This is a genomic window from Arthrobacter sp. TJ-240 (assembly GCF_058269195.1).
Genome location: NZ_JBZCNG010000006.1, coordinates 144,207 through 167,583, shown reverse-complemented (window position 1 = coordinate 167,583; position 23,377 = coordinate 144,207). Strand labels below are relative to the sequence as shown.

At 67.9% G+C, this 23,377-nt stretch carries 18 protein-coding genes; 13 read left to right on the top strand and 5 right to left on the bottom strand.

Features of this window, described 5'->3' with window-relative positions; translation table 11 throughout:
- Positions 1-369 precede the first annotated feature (369 nt).
- The 3 genes from AC4D2C_RS15120 (at position 370) to AC4D2C_RS15110 (ending at position 4,608) form a co-directional block, all read left to right on the top strand.
- Positions 370-1,173: a response regulator transcription factor gene (locus AC4D2C_RS15120; RefSeq protein ID WP_490915783.1), complete on the top strand. Its 804-nt coding sequence runs from the start codon at positions 370-372 to the stop codon at positions 1,171-1,173.
- 166 nt (positions 1,174-1,339) lie between these two features.
- Positions 1,340-2,839, top strand: a complete 1,500-nt coding sequence (locus AC4D2C_RS15115) for a sensor histidine kinase (RefSeq protein ID WP_490915663.1) — start codon at positions 1,340-1,342, stop codon at positions 2,837-2,839.
- Positions 2,840-3,270: 431 nt separating this feature from the next.
- Positions 3,271-4,608, top strand: coding sequence for a heparan-alpha-glucosaminide N-acetyltransferase domain-containing protein (locus tag AC4D2C_RS15110; RefSeq protein WP_490915662.1), 1,338 nt, complete (start codon positions 3,271-3,273; stop codon positions 4,606-4,608).
- Positions 4,609-5,807: 1,199 nt separating this feature from the next.
- On the opposite strand, the gene AC4D2C_RS15105 is transcribed toward AC4D2C_RS15110, so the two are convergent.
- Both AC4D2C_RS15105 and AC4D2C_RS15100 read right to left on the bottom strand, forming a co-directional pair.
- Positions 5,808-5,981 (bottom strand): hypothetical protein, encoded by a 174-nt coding sequence (locus AC4D2C_RS15105; protein WP_490915661.1) that lies wholly within the window; start codon positions 5,979-5,981, stop codon positions 5,808-5,810.
- A 118-nt stretch (positions 5,982-6,099) separates the two neighbouring features.
- A complete protein-coding gene (locus AC4D2C_RS15100; RefSeq protein WP_104049504.1) occupies positions 6,100-6,414 on the bottom strand; it encodes a hypothetical protein in 315 nt (104 codons plus the stop codon).
- A gap of 370 nt (positions 6,415-6,784) precedes the next feature.
- Between AC4D2C_RS15100 and AC4D2C_RS15095 the strand changes: the two genes are divergently transcribed.
- The 3 genes from AC4D2C_RS15095 (at position 6,785) to AC4D2C_RS15085 (ending at position 11,225) form a co-directional block, all read left to right on the top strand.
- Positions 6,785-8,548 (top strand): ABC transporter family substrate-binding protein, encoded by a 1,764-nt coding sequence (locus tag AC4D2C_RS15095; RefSeq protein ID WP_490915660.1) that lies wholly within the window; start codon positions 6,785-6,787, stop codon positions 8,546-8,548.
- Between the two features lie 110 nt (positions 8,549-8,658).
- A complete protein-coding gene (locus AC4D2C_RS15090; RefSeq protein ID WP_490915659.1) occupies positions 8,659-10,200 on the top strand; it encodes an ABC transporter permease in 1,542 nt (513 codons plus the stop codon).
- Entirely contained in the window at positions 10,197-11,225 is a 1,029-nt protein-coding gene (locus tag AC4D2C_RS15085) for an ABC transporter permease (protein ID WP_490915658.1), read from the top strand. Before AC4D2C_RS15090 ends, AC4D2C_RS15085 begins: the two co-directional genes overlap by 4 nt.
- 8 nt (positions 11,226-11,233) lie before the next feature.
- Here the strand turns inward: AC4D2C_RS15085 and AC4D2C_RS15080 are convergent, their stop codons facing one another.
- On the bottom strand, positions 11,234-11,854 hold the full coding sequence (locus tag AC4D2C_RS15080) for a PH domain-containing protein (protein ID WP_490915657.1): 621 nt from the start codon (positions 11,852-11,854) through the stop codon (positions 11,234-11,236).
- Between the two features lie 89 nt (positions 11,855-11,943).
- Between AC4D2C_RS15080 and AC4D2C_RS15075 the strand changes: the two genes are divergently transcribed.
- The 7 genes from AC4D2C_RS15075 (at position 11,944) to AC4D2C_RS15045 (ending at position 22,413) form a co-directional block, all read left to right on the top strand.
- Positions 11,944-13,815, top strand: coding sequence for an ABC transporter ATP-binding protein (locus tag AC4D2C_RS15075; protein WP_490915656.1), 1,872 nt, complete (start codon positions 11,944-11,946; stop codon positions 13,813-13,815).
- A 288-nt stretch (positions 13,816-14,103) separates the two neighbouring features.
- Complete coding sequence (locus AC4D2C_RS15070; RefSeq protein ID WP_490915655.1) at positions 14,104-15,750, top strand: peptide ABC transporter substrate-binding protein; 1,647 nt, start codon at positions 14,104-14,106, stop codon at positions 15,748-15,750.
- A gap of 135 nt (positions 15,751-15,885) precedes the next feature.
- The gene (locus tag AC4D2C_RS15065) at positions 15,886-16,812 is read left to right on the top strand and encodes an ABC transporter permease (RefSeq protein ID WP_104049511.1); all 927 of its coding nucleotides are present in this window, start codon (positions 15,886-15,888) and stop codon (positions 16,810-16,812) included.
- On the top strand, positions 16,805-17,821 hold the full coding sequence (locus AC4D2C_RS15060) for an ABC transporter permease (RefSeq protein WP_334210557.1): 1,017 nt from the start codon (positions 16,805-16,807) through the stop codon (positions 17,819-17,821). Before AC4D2C_RS15065 ends, AC4D2C_RS15060 begins: the two co-directional genes overlap by 8 nt.
- Positions 17,818-19,572: an ABC transporter ATP-binding protein gene (locus AC4D2C_RS15055; RefSeq protein WP_490907719.1), complete on the top strand. Its 1,755-nt coding sequence runs from the start codon at positions 17,818-17,820 to the stop codon at positions 19,570-19,572. Before AC4D2C_RS15060 ends, AC4D2C_RS15055 begins: the two co-directional genes overlap by 4 nt.
- 252 nt (positions 19,573-19,824) lie before the next feature.
- Complete coding sequence (typA, locus tag AC4D2C_RS15050; RefSeq protein ID WP_490907718.1) at positions 19,825-21,741, top strand: translational GTPase TypA; 1,917 nt, start codon at positions 19,825-19,827, stop codon at positions 21,739-21,741.
- Positions 21,742-21,978: 237 nt separating this feature from the next.
- The gene (locus AC4D2C_RS15045) at positions 21,979-22,413 is read left to right on the top strand and encodes a hypothetical protein (RefSeq protein WP_490915654.1); all 435 of its coding nucleotides are present in this window, start codon (positions 21,979-21,981) and stop codon (positions 22,411-22,413) included.
- Positions 22,414-22,477: 64 nt separating this feature from the next.
- Here AC4D2C_RS15045 and AC4D2C_RS15040 read toward each other — a convergent pair whose 3' ends face one another.
- Together AC4D2C_RS15040 and AC4D2C_RS15035 are read right to left on the bottom strand one after the other, a co-directional pair.
- Positions 22,478-22,972 carry an ArsR/SmtB family transcription factor gene (locus tag AC4D2C_RS15040; protein ID WP_490907716.1) on the bottom strand — a complete coding sequence of 165 codons (495 nt, stop codon included), beginning with the start codon at positions 22,970-22,972 and terminating at the stop codon, positions 22,478-22,480.
- A 53-nt stretch (positions 22,973-23,025) separates the two neighbouring features.
- Positions 23,026-23,265 carry a putative acetyltransferase gene (locus AC4D2C_RS15035; protein ID WP_490915653.1) on the bottom strand — a complete coding sequence of 80 codons (240 nt, stop codon included), beginning with the start codon at positions 23,263-23,265 and terminating at the stop codon, positions 23,026-23,028.
- Positions 23,266-23,377 lie beyond the last annotated feature (112 nt).

Here is a 23,377-nt window from a genome sequence, read left to right as displayed (position 1 = left end):
GAACCTGTAATTCTGTGGCCCACCTCCAACGCAGGAGCGGTCGTGAGAACTGGACAAACGCTCCCCTCGTTCATCAGCACATGTTTTCCGGAAGGGGAAGCGTCGGTGACGGAGCAATCAGGATCATCCGAGCGTCCGGTGTCGCGCAGGCCCCTGCAAGACGCCACCGAGCCGGTATTCGGTCACCTGTCCGCCGTCGAGGTCGGATTCACACTGGTCGTTGTCTACGCAGCCCCCACCGTGGTCGACACGCAGAGGGGGCCACGGCAGGCCCGGCTGCGGGAGCCATATGCCGGGCACAGAATGCACAGGCAGGGCACAGTTTCTGCTGCTGTTCCTGACAGGATGGGCGTCTGGACTGTCAGTATGATGTCGTCAGCTCCGCCCGATCTCAGGAGTCCCCTCGTGTCCTCATCGACCGGCTTAGGTTCGCCCACGTCTTTGGCGGCCCTGCGCGAGGTGTTGCCCAAGCTCGCCCACCCGGACGGCAGTCCCTTGTGCGCGCTCGTGGTGGACGACGAGCCGATGCTGGCGGATCTGGTCTCCATGGGCCTGGCCCTGTGCGGCTGGGAGGTGCACGTCGCGCATGCCGGACGCGCCGCTGTCGAGACCGCGCGCAACACCCACCCGGACGTGCTGGTGCTGGACTGGATGCTGCCGGAACTCGACGGGCTTCAGGTGCTGGAGCGGATCCGCGCCTTCCGCCCCCACGTGCCGGCGTTGTTCCTGACCGCTCGGGACTCGGTGGATGACCGGATCCGTGGGCTGTCCGCCGGCGGGGACGACTACGTCACGAAGCCGTTCTCGCTGGAGGAGGTGCTGATCCGCCTGCACCGGTTGGTCCAGCGTTCCGGGGTGGCCGCGCAGAATTCGGACGAACTGGTGGTGGGGGACCTGGTGCTCAATGTCCGCACCCACGAGGTCCGGCGCGAGGGTGAGCCGGTGGACCTCACCGCCACCCAGTTCAAGCTCCTGCAGTACCTCATGGAGAATCCCCGGGCCGTGTTGTCCAAGGCGCAGATCCTGGACCAAGTCTGGCACTACGGCTTCGGCGGCCAAGTGAATATCGTCGAGCTGTACATCTCATATCTGCGCAAGAAAATCGACGCCGGGCGGGCACCGATGATCCACACGGTCCGCGGCGCCGGGTACGTCCTGCGACCCGCGACCTGAGGCGGGGACCGTGACCTCGTCCTCCGGCCCGCCTCCCGGTTCCTCCCCGACGTCCACCCTGTCATCGGCATCCCCGGCCCCGGCCCCGGGCCGGGGGCCCGTCTCGGCCGACGGCTCCGGCCGGGAGGGTGTGACCGCCCGGCCACGTCTGCGGATGACCTTGGCCGTGAGGACCGCGGTCGGTGTCGTGGTGCTGCTGGCCGTGGTGCTGAGCGCCTTCACCCTGACCTCCGTGGCCCTGACCGGGCGCACGCTGGACGCCCAGTTGGAGGAGAACGTGGAGCAGGCTTGGGATCGTTCCTGGTCCTACCTGTGGCGCGGCAGGCAGAACGCGCCGGACTTCGACCACGATCCTCTGAACGCCTCGGGCCAGCCGGCAGGGATGCTGGTGCTACTCATGACCGGCGGCCAGGTAGTCCAGGCGTCGAGGTTGGATGAGGAATGGGAGACGGTGGAGCTCTCTGCGCCCGGTGTGGATAGGCTGGGCGCGCTGGCCGAGGAGACTTTGCGGGCCCAGGAAGCGCAGGACCCCGAGCTGGCTGAGCTGCCGGAGGAGGAGGCAGGGGCCATAGACGATGTCCGGTTGATCCGCACCATGGACCTGGATGAGGGCAAGTTCCTCGTGCACGCGGAGGTCGTCGACGATGAGGACGGCGTGGCGGTCGTTGGACTGCCCACGGCGGCGGTGGACAGGACCAAGGCCAACCTGGCGCAGGTGCAGATCCTCGGCTCGCTGGCTGCTCTGGTTCTGGCTGGCCTGCTGAGCTGGTGGTGGATCCGCCGCTCGTTGTGGCCCCTCAAGAAGGTATCCCACGCGGCGGCCCAAGTGGCGGCGGTGCCTATGGGATCCGGTGAAGTCTCCCTGACGCCATATCGCGTACCCGGGGATCTGGCCCGCCCCGGCGACGAGGTCGGGGATGTGGGCCAGGCGCTGAACCGGCTGATCGACTCCGTGGACGGCGCGTTCGAGCAGCGCAACCAATCCGAGCAACGCCTTCGCACCTTCGTGGCGGACGCCTCCCACGAGCTGCGCACCCCGCTGGCCGCCGTCCGCGGATACGCCGAGATGATCCGACTGGCCGAGCCTTTGACCGACCGCGGCCGGGAATCAGTGGCCCGGGTGCTCAACCAGGCCGACCGGATGGGCTCCCTGGTGGAGGACCTGCTGCTGCTGGCCCGTCTTGACGCCGGACTAGACGTGCCGCGCGGCGAGGTGGACTTGGGCGAGGTCGTGGTGGACGCCGTCATGGACGGCACAGCAGCCGGTCCCGGCCACAGCTGGGTGATGGACGTGCCCGATCAGCCCGTCAGGGTACTCGGTGACCGGCGGCAACTGGCCCAGTTGGTGGCCAACCTGCTCTCCAATGCGCGCAAGCACACCCCGATCGGCACCACCGTGCTGGTGCGCCTCCAGGAGGAGACCCCGGCCGGCGTCGCGACCGTGCGCCTCACCGTGCAGGACGACGGCCCGGGGGTCGACCAGCAACTGCGGTCCGGGCTGTTCGACCGCTTCGTGCGCGGGGACACCGCCCGGACCGCGCGTGAGGGTTCCACGGGACTGGGACTGTCGATCGTCCGCTCGGTGGCCCGCGCCCACGGAGGAGATGCCACCGTGGAATCCGAACCGGGCCGGACCCTGTTCACCGTGGAGCTGCCAGCAGCGTGACACGCAGGGACTGCTGTGTCACGGTCACCCTCGAATCCCGGCCCGCAACCACTCTTCCTGATGGTGCAACAATCTCCCTCGGATCCCACCAACATCAGCCCCGGTACAGCTGCGATGTCCCGAACGGACCGGCACCACCCACGACTGCCCCCCCCGGCCGGCAGGATCAGGCCGCCGCGCCCGGGGCGCCAGCGTGGCGCCGTCAGCGGCACATGCTGCTCTGATGGGCGATCCGGACCGGATAAAGAGGTTCAGTTGGTGGATTTCACGGTACGGACCTGAGGTTGCCCCGCGCCGAAGTCGGACCGCCCGTGGCGAGCCGGGAACGCTGATCACAGGCTCTGCACAGCAACAGCACAAGGGGGACCTAGCCGGAGGTGTTGATCTGGTCATCGAAGCAGCCACACGAGAAACCAGACCCAGGAGCCTCCATGACGAACGAGGACAAGGATCCGATGGGTGCAGAAATCGTCCCGCAGGACACCGCGAATCCTCCCGCGGCAGTGAAAGACCGTCCCAAGAATCGGCTGATCGGCATCGACGCCGCGCGCGGCCTGGCACTGATCGGGCTGATGGCCATCCACATCCTGCCCGACGCAGACGAGGATACCGGGGAGCCGACCTTGTCGTGGAACCTGTTCTCCGGGGACTCGGCTGCGCTGTTCGCACTGCTGGCCGGGGTGGGGTTGGCCCTGTCCTCCGGCGGGTCCGCCCCGCACCAGGGCCGGCGGATGACCGGGGACCGGGTGGGTCTGGCAGCACGGGCCGTGGTGATCGGCTCCCTGGGGCTGGTGATCTCGGCGATCCTGCCCTGGGATCCCCCGGCCTACAGCATCCTGCTCTACTACGCAGTGTTCTTCCTGCTGGCCATTCCCTTCCTACTCCTGCGGTCCCGGGCACTGTTCGCGTGGGCAGCGGTGTTCGGCCTCACCGCCCCGGTCCTGATACAGCAACTGGGTCCGGCGTTGCCGGAATCCTCGGCCTGGAACCACACCGTGGTGAACCTGGTCACCGAGCCGGGCGGCTCGACCTCGGAACTGCTGCTCACCGGCTCCTATCCGGCCCTGGTCTATATGACCTACCTGCTGGCCGGGCTGGGCCTGGGCCGGCTGGACCTGCGCCGTGTCCGGGTTCAGGGACTCATCGCTGGGGTCGGCGCGGCCCTGGCGGTCCTGTCCAACGTGGTCTCCTTCCTGCTGTTGCGCGCCGGAGGTTACGAGGCGCTCTTGGCCACCCCGGGCATGACGTCGCACGATCTCGATGAGGCCTTGGTGTTCGGCTCGGAGGGCCTGCCCGACACCTCCGGGTGGTGGTTGGCCATCGCCACACCACACACCAATACCCCGCTGGCCATCGCTTCCAGCCTCGGCACGGGGATGCTGGTGCTGGGCGTCTTCCTGCTCATCGCCCCCCGGGCCGAGCGGTTGCTGAAGCCCTTGGCGGCCATGGGCGCCATGACCCTCACCCTCTACTTCGCCCACCTGCTCGCCCTGGCCCCGGAAGTGCACTACGACGACCAGGGCGTGTGGTTCGTCCTGCATCTGATCGCAGCTGCCGCAATAGCTTGGTTCTGGCACCGCAAGCTCGGTCAGGGCCCAATGGAGAGGGTGGTCGCCGCGGCGACCCGGAGTGCGCGACAGATCATGGCCGACGACACCGCCGACACCACCCTCGGTGGATCCACCACGGAAAGCCCCCGCGGAGCCACCGGCACAACCGCCGCCGGGGAGTCACCGACCGACCCGGGACAGGCCGATGACCACCGCTAGCACGTCGGTAACGTTGGTGCGCGAGGTCCTCTGCCGACAGATTTCTCATCAGCGCGCCGGCTTGCCTTGAAGCTCGCCCTCCCTATGTGCGGAAAGGATGCAGCCGGTCTCCGATGGGGCCGTTCAGGGGCGCTGGTCGGGAAATGGGGGAGTCGACCAGCAGGGGCTGACTGGAGAGGGCATCGACCACGAAGTCGGCGACCCACGGTGAGCTCAGACGTTATTCGGCTACGGAACGTCGTCGAGTTCAAATTTGACGTGTGAATAGGTTGCCGGTTCGGCGACTCGATCAGCTGCACGGTTGATCTGATCGAATCATCTCAGACACTTGGCAGACACCTTTGCCTCGGCATTTATCTCAAGGCGCCCGGGCATCGTGGTTGTTCCACCTCAGCGTTCAGGTCCCGGGCCCTTGCCGGGCGACGGAGTTGTCGGGGCATTCGCGGGAGGGCCGGGCGCCGGCACTGGGGCGGCCGGGGCAGCGACAGGGGGATTAGCGGCTATAAGCCGAAATGGATCGGAGCGGCTGACAGGCAGACCTTGAGGTACGGAGTCTATCGTTCCACTCATTCACATGACGTGTCGGGTCTGTCGCGTGCAGGAGACGCCGGGTATCAGAAAGAGTTCGGTAGCTTTCGGTCAGCAGACGCTCCCACGTCGGTCCTTCAGGCGCGAAGGGACAGAGCGACCCTTCCCGAGTGGTGCAACAAGAATCGTGAGATCACCGGTACGAGCCCCGCGAGTCCATGCCGCTGACTGGCTCGATGACGCGACGTACGGGCTCCACACGATCGACTACGACACCACGTCGAGGGCCCTGGATGCCACCTGCCCAGTCACCGGAAGCGGTGCCTGGATCGAGCACGGTACGGGTGATCCGATCGAGGGGCCGGCTTAGCTTGCGGGGCCCGTCGATCTCCTCTGGCTCCTCATCGACAACCTGTCAGGGTTCTTCCGTCCGCCGCGGTGCGATATGGACGGAGGCGCTGGTGCCGGCGGCCTCATGAAGACGATGAGCGCGGTGGCGAGCGGCCCCAGGAACAGCGAGATGAGGAACCATGCCAGCCGGGAGCGATTCTTCTGCTCAGCGAGCCCCGCGTTGACCAGGGCCAACGCGAACCAGAAGGCACCGCCTTCCGGTGTAGGAGCATTGTTGACCGATTCGGAGTAGGTACTGATCGTTCCCGAGTAATCGTTCATCACGAACCGGACTGCGGATCAGGACCAGGAGTCTGTGAAGCGCTGGAGTAGTAGGACCGCATTCCGTGCTTCACGCCCAGCCGGATGATCAGATACAGCACAAGGCCCACAGCAGTGATCACGACGAGCCATACCAGCAGGACGATGAAAATTTCCTGTCCACCAAGAGCCATTGCTACCCCCATGTTCGCTATCAGTTGTTCGGTGATCAGAGCCTAGTCCGACGCTCATGCCATGCTCGGTCGCGTCGGCCGGTTCAACCGGCCGACGCGCAGCTACCCGGCTACGACGTCACCACATGCGGCTGTTCGTCTCCGACACGAAGCCGCGCCCGTCCGAGAACCAGTGGATCGTCGGGCTGTTCCGGGCAGTCGGCGTCGTGAGCTCAGAGAACAGGTCCGCGTTGAAGCGGTTGCTCAGCTCGGGGGAGCTCAGCACGGTGTCCTTGGTGATGACGAAGACCGGACCCTTGAGCCCTTTGCTCTGGATCGACAGATGGACCTCGGCGTGCTGATCGAGGCGCACCTTGAGGGCTCCGATGGCGGCCTGGACATCGGCGTCGTCGTCCCACACCGCCGCGTGCTTGTCGACGAAAAGCCAGGCCATCCCGCATCACACCTGTCTGCCTCGGATCACGCGCCCGTCCGGCACGCTACCCGCGCGGTCGTCGTCCGGCCGCTCGGGGTCGTTCAAGCAAATCACCGCCCGGAGCGCCCGATCAAGCACCTGTGCGAACGCTTGCACGCTCACCGGGACGCCTGCCGTCCCCGCTTGAGTTGCAGCTCGATAACAACCCGCGACCGGCTCCTCCGGCCGATACCTGTCTGCAGCAATGTGCCACTATGCTTCTGCTCGCGTGAGTTGCGTCACCTTTGCGTGGCGCGTGTCGGCTGACCCGCAACACCGCGTAGGGCCGGAACCACGCTACGAAACAGGAGGCTGTATGCGTGTCGGACGTACTTCCAGGGCTGTGGGTGTGGCTGCGGCAGCAGCACTCGTATTGAGTGCCTGCGCTGCCAACACGGGGACCGAGACACCGGAGGAGACCGCCGAGGGGGAGGCGACGGGCGGGAACATCCGGATCGCCGAGGTGAATGCCTTCAGCTCGTTCAACGCGAGCACGTCCGAGGGCAACGTGGACATCAACGGCGTGATCGCCTACTCGACCCATTCCGGCTTCAACTACATCAACAACGACCTCGAGGTCGTCCCGAATGAAGAATTCGGAACCGTGGATGTCCTCTCCGAGGACCCCCTCAGCGTCAGGTACACGGTCAACGAGGGCGTCAGCTGGTCCGACGGCGAACCGGTCGACGGCGGCGACCTGCTGCTGCAGTGGGCCATCGAGTCCGGTTACTTCAATGACTCCACCACCGATGAGGCGGGCGAAGTGGTGTCGGGCGCCACCTACTTCGACTACGCGGGTGACACGACCGGACTCGCGCTCACCGAGCTCCCGGAGATCGGTGACGACGGGCGCTCGATCACCCTGAACTACTCGGTGCCCTTCGCCGACTACGAGGTCGCCTTCGGCCTCATGAACGAGGGAGGGCTCGACACGCCGGCCCACGTGCTGGCCGAGAAGGGCGGACTCACGGACGAGGACGCGCTCATCGAGCTCATCCGGACCGAACCGGCAGGCGACCCCGAGAATCCCGTGGAGCGTCCCGAGGTGCAGGCCGTGGCGGACTTCTGGAACACCGGCTTCGACACCAAGTCCCTCCCGGACGATCCCACGCTCTTCCTGTCCAACGGTCCGTTCATCGCGTCGGCCGTGACCCCGGACCAGTCCATGACGCTGACCCGCAACCCTGACTACGACTGGGGTCCGATGCCCAAGGTGGACGAGATCACGGTCCGCTACATCGGAGAGGCTCCCGCCCAGGTGCAGGCCCTGCAGAACGGCGAAGTGGACATCATCGCGCCGCAGGCCTCGGCGGATACGGTCGAGCAGCTCGAAGCACTCGAGGGCGTGACGGTCGTGCGCGGGAACGAGTTGTCCTACGACCACCTCGACCTCAACTTCAGCGGCGTGTTCGCCGAGGAGAGCGTCCGCGAGGCCTTCATGAAGACGGTGCCCCGCCAGCAGCTGGTGGACTCCATCATCAAGAAGCTGAACCCGGACGCCGAGCCGGTCGACTCTCAGCTCTTCCTGCAGGACCAGGAGCCCTACGAGGAGGCCGCCACGAACAACGGTTCAGAGGCCTATGCCGAGGTCGACATCGAGGGTGCGAAGGACCTGCTCGACGGCGCGACCCCCGAGGTGCGGATCATGTACAACCGTGACAACCCGAACCGCCTGAACTCCTACACGCTGATCGCCGAGTCCGCCTCGCAGGCCGGTTTCAAGATCGTCGACGTCGGCCTCGGCGCCTCCGACTGGAGCGCGGCCCTCGGCAACGGCACCTACGATGCAACCATCTTCGGCTGGATCAGCTCGGGTGTCGGCGTGTCCAATGTGCCGCAGATCTTCAAGAGCGGCAACGGCTCCAACTTCAACGGGTTCTCGAGCCCCGAGGCCGACGAGCTCATGGACGAGCTCGTGGTCGAGACCGACCCGGACGCGCAGAACGACCTGCAGGTCCAGATCGACAAGCTGATCTGGGACTCGAAGTACGGACTACCCCTCTACCAGGTGCCGGGCATGAACGCGCACAGCGACAACGTCAGCGGCGTCGAATACATGCCGAACCTGACCGGCGTCTGGTGGAACTTCTGGGACTGGCAGATCGCGCAGTAGGTCCAGCCGCATCACGCGCACCGGATCAAGCACGCCCGTGAGGGGAAGGCGTCGGGGACGAGCCCTGGCGCCTTCCCCCACGCGGACCCGACCTCGAGGCTGGAAAACCCATGGTGACCTACATCGTCCGCCGTCTGGTGACGGCCGTGCTCATCCTCTTCGGTGCGTCCTACGTGGTCTACCAGCTCACGGCCCTCTCGGGTGATCCGCTCGAGGACCTGAGGGCCAGCAACGCGCCGAACCGGGAGCAGCTGATCCAGGCCCGCACGGAGCTGCTCGACCTCAACACCCCTGCGCCGCTGCGGTACTTCGGGTGGCTCGCGGGTGCTGCCAAGTGCCTCGTGCCCTTCGCCGCGACCTGTGACCTCGGCACGAGCATCCAGGGCGAGGCGGTCACCACGTCCCTGGTCCGCGCCATGGGCAACACGATCACCCTCGTCACGACGGCCACCGTGCTCGCCATCATCATCGGTATCTCCCTGGGCATCATCACGGCGCTCCGCCAGTACAGCGGCCTGGACTACGGCGTGACCTTCATGTCCTTCCTCTTCTTCTCGCTCCCGATCTTCTGGCTCGCCGTCCTGCTCAAGGAGTTCGGGGCCATCGGGTTCAACAACTTCCTCGCCGACCCTCGGATACCGGCCTCCACGATCGTCGTCGTCGCCATCGCGAGCGGCCTCATCTGGGCACTGTTCGCCAGCGCGTCCTGGAGGCGGAAGGCCATCGCCTTCGTGATCGGAGCTGCCGTCGCCGCGGCGCTCCTCACCGTCCTCCAGCTCGTCGACTGGTTCTCCGACCCGGGGCTCGGGCCGGTCGTCATCCTCGTGACGGGCGTAGGCATCGCCTTCGGGATCGTCCTCCTCACCGCGGGCCTCCGGAACCGCAAGGCGCTGTACGCGTCGCTCATCATGGTCGCGCTCGGCCTCGTCGCCTACTACGTCGTCAACCCGATCCTGAACGCCGCGACCGTCTGGATGATCCTCGCCCTCGCGGTCCTGACGGTGCTCGTGGGCATCGGCGTCGGCTACGCGATGGGCGGCTACGACCGCGGCCAGAGCATGCGGGCCGCGGCGCTGACCGGCCTGCTCATGGGCCTCCTCGTCGTGGTGGACCGCTTCCTGGTCACCTGGCCCGCCTACGTCAGCAACCCGCGCGTGAGAGGACGCCCGATCGCCACGGTGGGCGCCGAGACACCGGGACTCGAGGGGACGTTCTGGATCACCGGCCTCGACACGTTCACGCACCTGCTGCTGCCGACGATCGCCCTGCTGCTCGCGTCGCTCGCCGGCTACAGCCGCTACTCCCGGGCCTCGATGCTGGAGATCATGAACATGGACTTCATCAGGACCGCGCGGGCCAAGGGCCTCAGCGAGCGCACCGTCGTCATGCGGCACGCCTTCCGCAACGCGCTGATCCCGCTCGCCACCCTCGTGGCCTTCGACATCGGGGCGCTCATCGGCGGAGCCATCATCACGGAACAGGTCTTCGCCTTCTCCGGGATGGGGCAGTTGTTCGTCCAGGCACTGCAGCGCACCGACCCCGACCCGATCATGGGCTTCTTCCTCGTGGCCGGCATCCTCGCGCTGGTCTTCAACCTGGTGGCCGACGTCGCTTACTCGTTCCTCGATCCTCGCGTAAGGGTGAAAGCATGAGCACACAGACACCCGCCGATGTGCCCGGCCAGGCCGAGACCGTTCCCGCGACCGTGCCGCCCGCACCCGAGGCCGAGGCGCCGGGGCTGTCGCAGGGGCAGATCGTCCGCAGGAAGTTCTTCGACAACACCGCGGCCATCATCAGCCTCGTCGTGTTCGCCGTCGTCCTGATCCTGGCCTTCACATCGGTGGGTTTCGCGGGCATCCCCGGCTGGTGGAAGTACAACCACACCGAGTTCGTGCCCCTGCTGGGTGACGGCGCCCCGACGGTCACAGGCCCTTTCAGCTGGGGGGAGCACCCGTTCGGCCAGGACTCCATCGGCCGCGACTACTTCGCGATGACCATGCGCGGGGCGCAGAACTCGCTTCTCATCATGTTCATCATCGGAGCACTCGCCGGTCTGACCGGCGTCGTCGTCGGGGCCTGCTCCGGCTACTTCCGAGGCTGGACCGAGGCGGTGCTGATGCGCTTCACCGACATCATCATCATCATCCCCGTCGTCCTCGCCGCCGCCACCCTCGGGGAGTCCGTCAACCGCTTCGTCGGCAGTGGGGCGCAGGTCTGGTTGCTTGGCGTCTTCCTCGGTCTCGTGCTCTGGACCGGCCTGGCGCGCCTCGTCCGCGGCGAGTTCCTCACGCTGCGTGAACGCGAATTCGTGGACGCGGCGAAGATCGCCGGCGCGTCCAACGCGCGCATCATCTTCAAGCACATCCTCCCGAACGCGGTGGGCGTCATCATCGTCAACACCACGCTGCTCATGTCCGCCGCCATCCTGCTCGAGACGGCGTTGAGCTACATCGGTTTCGGGGTGAAGGCCCCCGATGTGTCCCTCGGCCTGATCATCAGCCAGAACCAGGAGGCCTTCCAGACACGGCCGTGGCTCTTCTGGTTCCCGGGCCTGTTCATCGTGCTCATCTGCCTGTGCATCAACTTCATCGGTGACGGCCTGCGCGACGCCTTCGACCCGCGGCAGCGGAAGTTCAACGCCGGCCGGGCCAAGGACCCAGAGAAGCCCGCGGCGTGAGCGCGTCCCTACGAGCCGAGGCCGGCCGCCGCGGCGCCTGCGACCAGCACGACCGCGCCGGCGATCTGCGCCCGGTTCCAGGTGCGGTGTGCGCGGGCGGGGGAGTCGACGTCGATGGCACCGGATTCGACGAGGTCCTGCCAGCGCGACCTCACGAGGTAGGCGGCGTACCCCGAATCGGTGTTCTTCAGGTCCCCCGGGCGGATGGACCCGCCGGGGCCGTAGCTCGTGGACGGCAGGTCGGTCACGTGCTCGGGCTTCCCGGCGTGCGTCCCCCACACGCCGGGAGCGGGAGCCGCCCAGGCAGTGAAGGCGCCCGACGGCGTCACCAGCTTCAGGGCGTACCTGGTGTCGACGTCGATCAGCGCGGACCACGGGACCCTGATGGTCGCGAGCGGGTTGCGCACCGTGACGGCGTCCTCCGCGACGACCACCACGGGGTACCAGAACAGCCACCAGCCCGCGTAGGCGACGCCGAGGAGCGGCCAGGCGCGCAGCACACCGGCAGGGCCCTCGGTCGCCGCGACGGAGACGAGGCCGCCCAGTGCGACGAGCACCGCCGCCCCCGTGAACCAGACGCCGGTCCGTGGTCTGAAGACGCTGACCCCGGCCACCCTCGAGCTTTCCATGGCTCCATGATCCCAGTACCGCACCCGCCCGTATCCCGTCAGGAGCGCACGCGCAGCCGCGCGGCCTCCTCCACGAAGGAGGACCCCTCATGAGCACCCAGGCCATCGGCGGCACGGGCGGCAACGACGACGGGGATCACGGGGATCACGGGGATCACGGGGATCACGGTGCGGGCCGCCCCGGCCACCGCGGCCCCGTGCTCGAGGTCCGCGATCTCTGCGTGGACTTCGGCGTGGACAAACGGTGGGTGCCGGCGGCCATCGACCTGACCTACGAGGTCCGGGCCGGTGAGGTGCTGGCGATCGTCGGTGAATCCGGGTCCGGTAAGAGCGCGAGCTCCATGTCGCTGCTGGGACTGCTGCCCTCGAACAGCCGCGTGGCGGGCGAGGTGCTGCTCAACGGACAGAACGTCCTCACCATGCCCCCGGCCAGGCTGCGGGAGGTGCGCGGCAACGACGTCGCCGTCATCTTCCAGGAGCCCATGACGGCGCTGAACCCCGTCTACACCGTGGGCTTCCAGATCGTCGAGACGCTGCGCCTGCACAACGAGATCTCCCCGGACGAGGCCAGGCAGCGGGCCCTGCGCCTGCTGCAGATGGTCGAACTGCCGGACCCGGAGAAGGCGTTCAGGTCCTACCCGCACCAGCTCTCCGGCGGGCAGCGGCAGCGCGCGATGATCGCGCAGTCCCTGTCCTGCGACCCGAAGCTCCTGATCGCCGACGAGCCCACGACGGCCCTCGACGTCACCGTGCAGGCCGAGATCCTCGACCTGATGCGCAACCTGCGGAACCAGCTCAACAGCGCGATCGTCCTGATCACGCACGACATGGGCGTGGTGGCGGACCTGGCCGACCGCATCGCCGTCATGCGGAAGGGCCGGATCGTGGAGACCGGCACCGCTGACCAGATCTTCAACCATCCGCAGCACGAGTACACCAGGACGCTCCTGGCCGCCGTGCCGCACCTCGGGCAGGGGGACGGCAACGACGACGTCGACATCACGGCGGCCCTCGCCGCGGCGACCCACACCGAGCTGCACACCGTGGACCACGACGAACTGGAGCGCCGCGAGCGCGACGTCCTCGCGCGGCTCGCGGGGGAGGACAGGACGGCGCCGCGCACCGGGGATCCCGTCCTGGAGCTGGTCGACGTGGCGATCGAGTATCCCAAGCAGGGCCGCGTCCCGGCGTTCCGCGCGGTCGAGGGGGCGAACCTGACGGTCTACCCCGGGCAGGTCATCGGGCTCGTGGGGGAGTCCGGATCGGGGAAGACGACGATCGGCCGTGCCGCCGTCGGCTTGCTGCCGGTCGCGCAGGGCTCGCTCAGGGTCGTGGGGACGGACATCTCGGGATTCCGGCCCAGCTCGCGGGAGCTCGTGAAGGTACGCCGCCACATCGGCATGGTGTTCCAGGACCCGTCGTCGTCGCTGAACCCGCGCCTCCCCATCGGCGAGAGCATCGGCGAACCAATGCTCCTCGCGGGCGAGGCCAAGGGCGCCGCACTGCAGAAGCGCATCGAGACGCTGCTCGACCAGGTGGAGCTGCCCCGCTCCTACCGGAACCGCTATCCGCACGAGCTGTCGGGCGGGCAGAAGCAGCGCGTCGGGATCGCGCGCGCACTCTCCCTGAAGCCGAAGCTCATGGTCGCGGACGAGCCGACGTCGGCCCTGGACGTCTCCGTGCAGGCGAGGGTGCTCGAACTGTTCCAGCACCTGCAGCGCGACCTCGGCTTCGCCTGCCTGTTCGTCACGCACGACCTCGCCGTGGTGGATGTGCTGGCCGACTACATCTGCGTGATGAAGCGCGGGCGCATCGTGGAGCAGGGCCCCCGTGACCAGATCCTCCGGCGCCCCCAGGATCCGTACACGCAGCGCCTGCTGGCCGCCGTCCCGCTGCCGGACCCTGCCCTGCAGCGCGAGCGCCGCGAACTGAGGGCCAAACTCCTCGCCTCGACCGACTGAGCGGCCCCGACCTCCCGCCCGCTGTCCGGGGCTCCTGTACAGTGCCCGAGTGCCTCTTCCGGTTTTCGTTACGGAAGCGTGATGCAGCGGATCCCAGGGCGCTGGCCTGCGGAAACAGAACCGGGCCGCGCCGAAGCTGAGGGTCCGCCGGGAGTCGTTGTATACATGATGTTCAACGAAGCAACGGAACGGGCATATGATCTTTCGGTGTGAGTTGGCTCTCGCTGTCTGCGGAGCAACTATCCCGGCCACATCAGCGCCGGATCGACCCAATAACTAGGAGGCGGAATGCGTTTCACGCGCACTTCCAAGATGCTCAGCGTCGCGGCCCTCGCCGCACTGTCACTCAGTGCATGCGGTGGCGGAAGCTCTGAGTCCGGCACCACCAGCGGTACCACCGGCAGCACGGACGCGGTCATCGTCGTCGATGGCTCCGAGCCCCAGAACCCGCTGATCCCGACCAGCACCAACGAGGTGGGCGGCGGAGCGATCCTCGACCTGATCTTCGCGGGTCTGGTCAGCTACGACGCCGAGGGCAAGCCCCAGAACGAGGTGGCCGAGTCCATCGAGACCGAGGACGCCCAGACCTACACGATCACGCTGAAGGAGGGCAAGACCTTCACCAACGGTGATCCCGTCACCGCGAGCTCCTTCGTGGACGCCTGGAACTACGGTGCCGCCGCGAAGAACGCCCAGCTGTCGAGCTACTTCTTCGAGAGCATCGAGGGCTACGACGAGGCCAGCGCCGAGGGCTCCACGGTGGAGACCATGAGCGGCCTCACCGTCGTCGACGACCAGACGTTCACCGTCAAGCTGTCCCAGCCGGAGTCCGACTGGCCGCTGCGCCTGGGCTACAGCGCGTTCTTCCCGCTGCCCGCCGCCGCACTCGAGGATCCCGCGGCGTTCGGCGAGAACCCGATCGGCAACGGTCCCTACAAGTTCGCCTCCGAGGGCGCCTGGCAGCACAACCAGCAGATCGAGCTCGTGCCGAACGAGGAGTACGAGGGCCCCCAGGCCGCCCAGAACGCCGGTGTGACGTTCAAGATCTACCAGAACGACACCACGGCCTACCAGGACCTGATCTCGGACAACCTGGACGTCCTCAAGACGATCCCGACGAGCGACATCAAGAACTTCAAGAACGACCTCGGCGAGCGCTCGATCGAGTCGCCGTACGCGGGCAACCAGACCATCGCCATCCCGTACTACCTCCCGAACTGGGACGGCGAGGCCGGCAAGCTCCGCCGCCAGGCGCTGTCGATGGCCATCAACCGTGACGAGATCACCGAGGTCATCTTCAACAACGGCCGCACGCCTGCCAAGGACTTCACCGCCCCCGTCCTCGACGGCTACAGCGAGGACCTGCCCGGCAGCGAGAACCTCGAGTACAACCCGGACGAGGCCAAGAAGCTCTGGGCCGAGGCCGAGAAGATCGCGCCCTACGACGAGTCGGAGCCCCTGACCATCGGCTACAACGCCGACAAGGGCGACCACAAGACGTGGGTCGAGGCCGTGGTGAACAACATCAAGAACAACCTCGGCATCGAGATCTCGGGCAAGCCTTACGCCACCTTCAAGGAAGCCCGCACGGAAGCCACGGAGGAGACCCTCACGGGTGCCCTGCGCGCCGGCTGGCAGGCCGACTACCCGTCGCTGTACAACTTCCTCGGACCCATCTACGCCACCGGCGCCGGGTCCAACGATGCCCGCTACAGCAACCCCGAGTTCGACCAGCAGCTGACCGAGGGACTCGCCGCCAGCTCCGTCGAGGAGGGCAACGAGGCCATGAACCAGGCCCAGGAGCAGCTCCTGGAGGATCTCCCGGCCATCCCGCTGTGGTACCAGGTCGCCCAGGGCGGCTGGAGCAGCAACGTGGACAACGTCGAGTTCGGCTGGAACGGTGTTCCGCTCTACTACGCCATCACCGGCAAGTAACCCCTAGCGGTCTCGGGGCCCGCCCGGCACAGGGCGGGCCCCTTTTCCGTGCTCCAACGAAAAGGTTCAACACCTCATGAGCAACCCCTCACTGCGTCCCGTCCGGACGCACGCCGCACCGGGAGGTGCGCACTGATGGTCTGGTACATCGTCCGACGCTTCCTGCAGCTGATCCCCGTCTTCCTCGGCGCCACGCTGCTGGTGTACTTCCTCGTCTTCAGCCTCCCCGGCGATGCCACCGCGGCCATCTGCGGCGAGCGCGGCTGCACGCCCGCCGTCGTCGCAGGGCTCCGCGAGCAGTACAACCTGGACCAGCCCTTCTGGATCCAGTACCTGCTGTACCTCAAGGGCGTGCTGACGTTCGATCTCGGCACCAACTTCTCGGGCCGCCCGATCGCCACCATCATCGCCGAGGTCTTCCCGACCACAGCGAAGCTCGCCATCATGGCGCTGGTCATCGAAGCCGTCTTCGGCATCGTCTTCGGCCTCATCGCGGGCCTGCGCAAGGGCAGGATCTTCGACTCCTCCGTCCTCGTGCTGTCCCTGATCGTCATCGCGGTCCCCATCTTCGTGCTCGGGTTCCTGATGCAGTTCCTCATCGGCGTCAAGCTGCAGTGGACCAACCCGACGGTGAGCGGCGACGCCACCTTCACGGAGCTCCTGCTCCCGGCCGTGGTCCTCGGGCTGGTGTCCTTCGCCTATGTGCTGCGCCTGACCCGCACGAGCATCATCGAGAACGTGAACGCCGACTACGTCCGGACGGCGACGGCCAAGGGCCTCAGCCGCCGACGCGTCGTCGTGGTGCACGTCCTCCGCAACTCGCTGATCCCCGTCGTGACCTTCCTCGGCGCCGACCTCGGCGCCCTCATGGGCGGCGCGATCGTCACCGAAGGCATCTTCAACGTCAACGGGGTCGGCAACACCCTCTACCGCGCCGTGCTCAACGGTGACGGACCGATGGTCGTCTCGATCGTCACGTTCCTGATCCTCATCTTCTGCCTGGCGAACCTGCTGGTGGATCTCCTGTACGCGTGGCTGGACCCAAGGATTCGATATGCCTGAACCGACAACACCCATCGAGGCCGCCGCGACCGTGGCACCCACGCCGGCGGCACGCACCAAGCGGTCCGCCTATCCGATCGAGCACTTCGTCGCCGACCTCGACGAGACGCCGGTACGGGCCACGGACAGCGCCGTGTCCGACGCCGCGCCCCGCAGCCTCTGGGGCGAGGCATGGCGCAGCCTGCGCAAGCAGCCGCTGTTCATCATCAGCGCGATCCTGATCCTCGCGGTCATCTTCGTGGCGCTGTTCCCCGGGCTCTTCACGAACGAGCCGCCGAACGAGAACTGCCTGCTGGAGAACTCCGACGGCGGTCCCGCACCCGGGCACCCGCTCGGCTTCACCGTCCAGGGCTGCGACATCCTCTCCCGCGTGGTGCACGGCACGCAGTCCTCGCTGACCGTCGGCCTGTTCGCCACGCTCGGCGTGGTGCTGATCGGCGGCCTCATCGGTGCGCTGGCCGGTTTCTTCGGCGGCTGGATCGACGCCGTGCTCGCCCGCATCGGTGACATCTTCTTCGCGCTCCCGCTGATCCTCGGCGCCATCGTCGTGGTGCAGCTGCCCGTGTTCCAGCAGAACCGGAACGTGTGGACGCTCGTCGTGATCCTCGTGGCCTTCGGCTGGCCGCAGATCGCCCGGATCACGCGTGCCGCGGTGATCGAGGTCCGCAACGCGGACTTCGTGACGGCGGCGCGATCGCTCGGTGTCTCCCCGCTGGGCGCCCTCGTCAAGCACGTCATCCCGAACGCGCTCGCGCCCGTCATCGTCATCGCGACGATCTCGCTCGGCACGTTCATCGTCGCGGAGTCGACGCTGTCGTTCCTCGGCATCGGACTGCCGCCCGAGGTCATGTCGTGGGGCAACGACATCTTCTCGGCCAAGCCCTCGCTGCGCAGCAACCCCATGGCGATCTTCTGGCCGGGCCTCGCCCTGTCGATCACCGTTCTGAGCTTCATCATGCTGGGCGACGCCCTGCGTGACGCTCTCGATCCGAAGGCACGCAAACGATGAGCCACAGCACCAGCAACGCAACGGCCGGAGGGGGCGGCCGCCGCGCCGCCCGCAACGACACGGCGGCAACCGCAGCGTCGGGAGGCGTCCAGCCGCTGCTCGAGCTCCGCGACCTCGCCATCACCTTCACGACGTCGAACGGCGACGTGCCGGCGGTGCGCAACGCGCACCTGACCGTCATGCCCGGCGAGACCGTCGCGATCGTGGGCGAGTCCGGTTCGGGCAAGTCGACCACGGCGCTCGCCGCCATCGGTCTCCTGCCCGGGAACGGGCGCGTCTCCAACGGCAGCATCATCTTCGACGGCGAGGACATCACCCACGCCTCGGAGAAGCGCATCATCGAGCTCCGCGGCTCCTCGATCGGCATGGTGCCGCAGGACCCGATGTCCAACCTGAACCCCGTGTGGAAGATCGGGTTCCAGGTCAAGGAGACCCTGCGGGCCAACGGCCTGCCGAGTGGTCCGCAGGATGTCGCGAAGGTGCTCTCGGAAGCCGGACTGCCCGACGCCGCCTCGCGCGCCAACCAGTACCCGCACGAGTTCTCCGGCGGCATGCGCCAGCGCGCCCTGATCGCCATCGGCCTGTCCTGCCGCCCGCGCCTGCTCATCGCCGACGAGCCGACGTCGGCCCTGGACGTCACCGTGCAGCGGCAGATCCTCGACCACCTCGACTCGATGACCGAGGAGCTCGGCACAGCCGTGCTGCTCATCACGCACGACCTCGGCCTCGCCGCCGAGCGCGCGCACAAGGTGATCGTGATGTACAAGGGGCAGGTCGTCGAGGCCGGCCCGGCGCTCGAGCTCCTCACCAACCCGCGCCACCCCTACACGCAGAAGCTCGTGGCCTCGGCGCCGTCCATCGCGTCGCGCCGTATCGAGTCCGCGAAGAAGGCCGGCGTCGAGACCGACGACCTCCTCGCTCCGGCCGTCGCGAAGGGTCCGTCGCTGGACAAGGTGATCGAGGTCGAGGACCTGACGAAAGTCTTCAAGATCCGCGGCAGCTGGGGCAAGTCCACGGACTTCACCGCCGTGGACAAGGTCTCCTTCTCGATCGCGCGCGGCACCACCACCGCCGTCGTGGGCGAGTCCGGTTCGGGCAAGTCCACCGTCGCGAAGATGGTGCTCGGGCTCGAGGGCGCGACGTCGGGCAGCATCCGGTTCGACGGCGTGGACATCACCACGCTGGGCCGGAAGCAGATGTTCGACTTCCGCCGCCGCGTCCAGCCGATCTTCCAGGACCCGTACGGCTCGCTCGACCCGATGTACAACATCTACCGCACCATCGAGGAGCCGCTCCGTGTCCACGGGATCGGCGACGCGAAGAGCCGGGAGAAGAAGGTCCGCGAACTGCTCGACCAGGTGGCCCTGCCGTCCTCGATGATGCAGCGCTTCCCGAACGAGCTCTCGGGCGGCCAGCGTCAGCGCGTCGCCATCGCCCGGGCCCTGGCCCTGGACCCCGAGGTGGTCATCTGCGACGAGGCCGTCTCGGCGCTCGACGTGCTGGTGCAGGCGCAGATCCTGAACCTGCTCGCCGACCTGCAGGCGGACCTCGGCCTGAGCTACCTGTTCATCACGCACGACCTGGCGGTGGTCCGCCAGATCGCCGACCACGTGGCCGTGATGGAGAAGGGCCGGCTCGTGGAGCAGGGCACCACGGACGAGGTCTTCGACAACCCGAAGACCGCCTACACCCAGGCGCTCCTCGCCGCCATCCCGGGGGCCGGGCTCGTCCTGCCCCCCGAGGTGGCATAGCCGCGAGGACACCGGCAGCACCGGCAGCACCGACGACGGCGGCTCTCCATCCGGAGGGCCGCCGTCGTCGTCCCACCACCGCCCGTCCCACCGCCCGTCCCGGTCGTCGCGGATGCGCCCACAGCGGATTCGGGCGGCCATTGACACGGAGCATTAGGTCTGTTTTTGACGTGTCCCCTAGACTGGTAAGAGGGCGCGCAGTGCAGCCGCCGTCATTTTCCCCGCAGTAGATACCGAATTGAGTAATCACGCATGTCTGAAACCACAGGCAACACCGCTGTCCGCAGCGATCTCCGCAACGTAGCCATCGTGGCTCACGTTGACCACGGAAAAACCACCCTGGTCGATGCCATGCTGAAGCAGACCAATTCGTTCGCGGCCCACGGCGACGTGGCCGACCGCGTCATGGACTCGGGTGACCTCGAGCGCGAGAAGGGCATCACCATCCTCGCGAAGAACACCACGGTGTTCTACGACGGTCCGGCCGCCAAGGGCGAGACCATCACCATCAACGTCATCGACACCCCGGGCCACGCCGACTTCGGCGGGGAGGTGGAGCGCGGCCTGTCCATGGTCGACGGCGTCGTGCTGCTCGTCGACGCGTCCGAGGGCCCGCTGCCCCAGACCCGCTTCGTGCTGCGCAAGGCCCTCGCGGCCAAGCTCCCCGTCATCCTGCTGGTCAACAAGACGGACCGCCCCGACTCCCGCATCGAGGAGGTCGTCAGCGAGTCGATGGACCTCCTCCTCGGCCTCGCGTCGGACCTCGCCGACGAGGTCCCCGACCTCGATCTCGACCTGATCCTCAACGTCCCGGTCGTCTACGCCGCGGCCCGCGTCGGTGCGGCGTCGATCGAGCAGCCGGCCAACGGCAGCGCACCGGCCAACGACAATCTGGAGCCCCTGTTCCAGACGATCATCGACCACATCCCGGCACCCCGCTACAACCCCGACGGTGTTCTCCAGGCGCACGTCACCAACCTCGACGCCTCGCCGTTCCTCGGCCGCCTCGCGCTGCTGCGCATCTTCAACGGCACGCTGCGCAAGGGCCAGCAGGTCGCCTGGGCCCGCCAGAACGGTGAGCTGAAGACCGTCAAGATCACCGAACTCCTCGCCACCAAGGCGCTCGACCGCGTCCCGACCGATTCCGCCGGACCGGGCGAGATCGTCGCCGTCGCCGGCATCGAGGGCATCACCATCGGCGAGACCCTGACCGACGTCGACAACCCGCAGCCGCTGCCGCTCATCACGGTCGACGATCCCGCGATCTCCGTGACCATCGGTATCAACACCTCGCCGCTGGCCGGCAAGGTCAAGGGCGCCAAGGTCACCGCACGCCAGGTCAAGGACCGCCTCGACAAGGAGCTCATCGGCAACGTCTCGCTCCGCGTGCTGCCCACCGCCCGCCCCGACGCCTGGGAGGTCCAGGGCCGCGGTGAGCTCGCGCTGGCCATCCTCGTGGAGCAGATGCGCCGCGAAGGCTTCGAACTCACCGTCGGCAAGCCCCAGGTGGTCACCAAGACCATCGACGGCAAGATCCACGAGCCGATGGAGCACATGACCATCGACGTCCCCGAGGAGTACCTCGGCGGCGTCACGCAGCTCATGGCCGCCCGCAAGGGACGCATGACCAACATGGCCAACCACGGCACCGGCTGGGTCCGCATGGAGTTCATCGTGCCCGCCCGCGGCCTCATCGGCTTCCGCACCCGCTTCCTCACCGACACGCGCGGCGCCGGTATCGCAGCGTCGATCTCCGAGGGCTACGAGCCGTGGGCCGGTGACATCGAGTACCGCACCAACGGATCGATGATCGCCGACCGCGCCGGTGTGGTCACCCCGTTCGCGATGATCAACCTGCAGGAGCGCGGCTCGTTCTTCGTGCAGCCCACCTCCGAGGTGTACGAGGGCATGATCGTCGGCGAGAACTCCCGCGCCGACGACATGGAGGTCAACATCACGAAGGAGAAGAAGCTCACCAACATGCGTGCCGCTTCCTCGGACACCTTCGAGAACCTGACCCCGCCGCGCAACCTCACGCTCGAGGAGTCCCTCGAGTTCGCCCGCGAGGACGAGTGCGTCGAGGTCACGCCGGAGTCCATCCGCATCCGCAAGGTCATCCTCGACGCCAACGAGCGCATGCGCGCATCGCGTTCACGCGCCCGCGCCTGACCTGCACCGCGCAGCACCATGGCACACGACGACGCCGGCTCTTCCCCTGCAGGGGAAGGCCGGCGTCCGGCGTTCCCGGTCCCTCCGGACGCCAGAGGGCCGGCTGCCGAGGCGGCCGAGCCTGCTTCCCGCGCCGCTGCGCCGCCGGAGCCCGGCGCTCCACCGGTCACCCCTGCCGAGCAGGGCGCCCCCACGGCCGGCCCTGCCGTGCCGGGCGCTCACACGGCCGGCCCTGCCGTGCCCGCTGCCCCTAGCGCCGGCGCCGCGGTGCCTGCGGCCAGGGCGCCGGGCCGGCTGAGCGCCGTCATCGCCGCGGCCGCGGCCGGGATCGTCGCGGCCGTCTTCGGCACCGTGCTGCACGGCCAGGTTGTCTACGTCGGTGCTAACGGGCTCCCGGTCGGGGCGGTGGCCGCGCTCGTGCTCGCCGGCAGCCTGTTCCTGCTCTGCGGGCTCTGGGCGCGGAGCATCATCATGACGGCCGTGGCCGGTGCCGTCGCCTACGGTGCGGTGGCGCTGCTCTCGACGTCGTCGAAGACCCTGATCCTCACGGGGACCTCGGAGGCCGCCCCGGCAACGGCCCTCGCCGGGAACCTCTGGCTCTTCGGTGTGCTCGTGGTGACGCTGGCGGCCGTCGTGGCCGGCAGCGTCCTGCTGCGTCCGGCCCGACGCTAGGACCCCGCGCAGGTGCCGGTCGTGCCGGGTGCATGTCGCCGGGCGCCCGGAGCACGCTTCCGGATCAGTCCGCCGTGCGGTCCAGGTGGTGCGCGAGCATGACCGACGTCGCCGTGCCGTCGGGGTCGGGGCCGCGCTGCGCGTATTCCTCGAAGACCGCGCGGATCCGGCCCATCATCTCGGCGCGGTGCTCGTCGTTCAGGCGGACACCGAGCCGCCAGACGTCGATCTCGGACGGCTGCAGGCCCTCGATCTCCTGCAGGAACGTCTCGACCAGCACGGGGGCGGAGTTCGGCATGCGCGTGTGCCAGGACAGCCCCGTGGCACGGTAGGGGATCTCCTTCGCGCCGCGGTTGCCTGTGCGGGCGTCGTCGGCCGCGAGGAAGCCGGTGGACAGCAGGGTGCGCACATGATGCAGCGAGGTGGCCGGGTTGAGCTCCAGCGTCTCCGCGATCTCCTTGTTGGTCCGCGGCTTGTGCAGGCACAGGCGCAGGATGCGGAGCCGGACAGGGGAGCTGAGCGCCCGGCCGCGCGCCTGGAGGTCCTCGTCGATGTCCATCTGCCGATCATACGGGACATCGACCGATTGATTGACGGGTCCCAATCACTGCGTCAGGAGGGCTCCACGCGCCGCGGAGCACGGCGTGGGGGCGCGGGCGGCACGGCCTTCGCCGCCGTGATGTCGGCCAGCACGACGACGTCGTCCCCCCTGCGCGTCCGCACGGTACACGTGGTCGCATCCAGCGCCACGAGGTCCCCGAGCGAGTCCGTGAACCCGTCGCCGAGGCGGCGCCGCACCACCACCCGCGTGGTCAGGGGGAGCGAGGCGAGGAGGCCGGCGGGAGTCTGCACCCGTCAAGGGTAGGCCCCCGGCCGGGCGGCCGGGCATCCCGGCGTCTCCGGCGCCGTGGTCCGGCCCGAGGGAGGGGTGCGTTAAGCTGGGAACCGCACCGAGGGTGCGGCA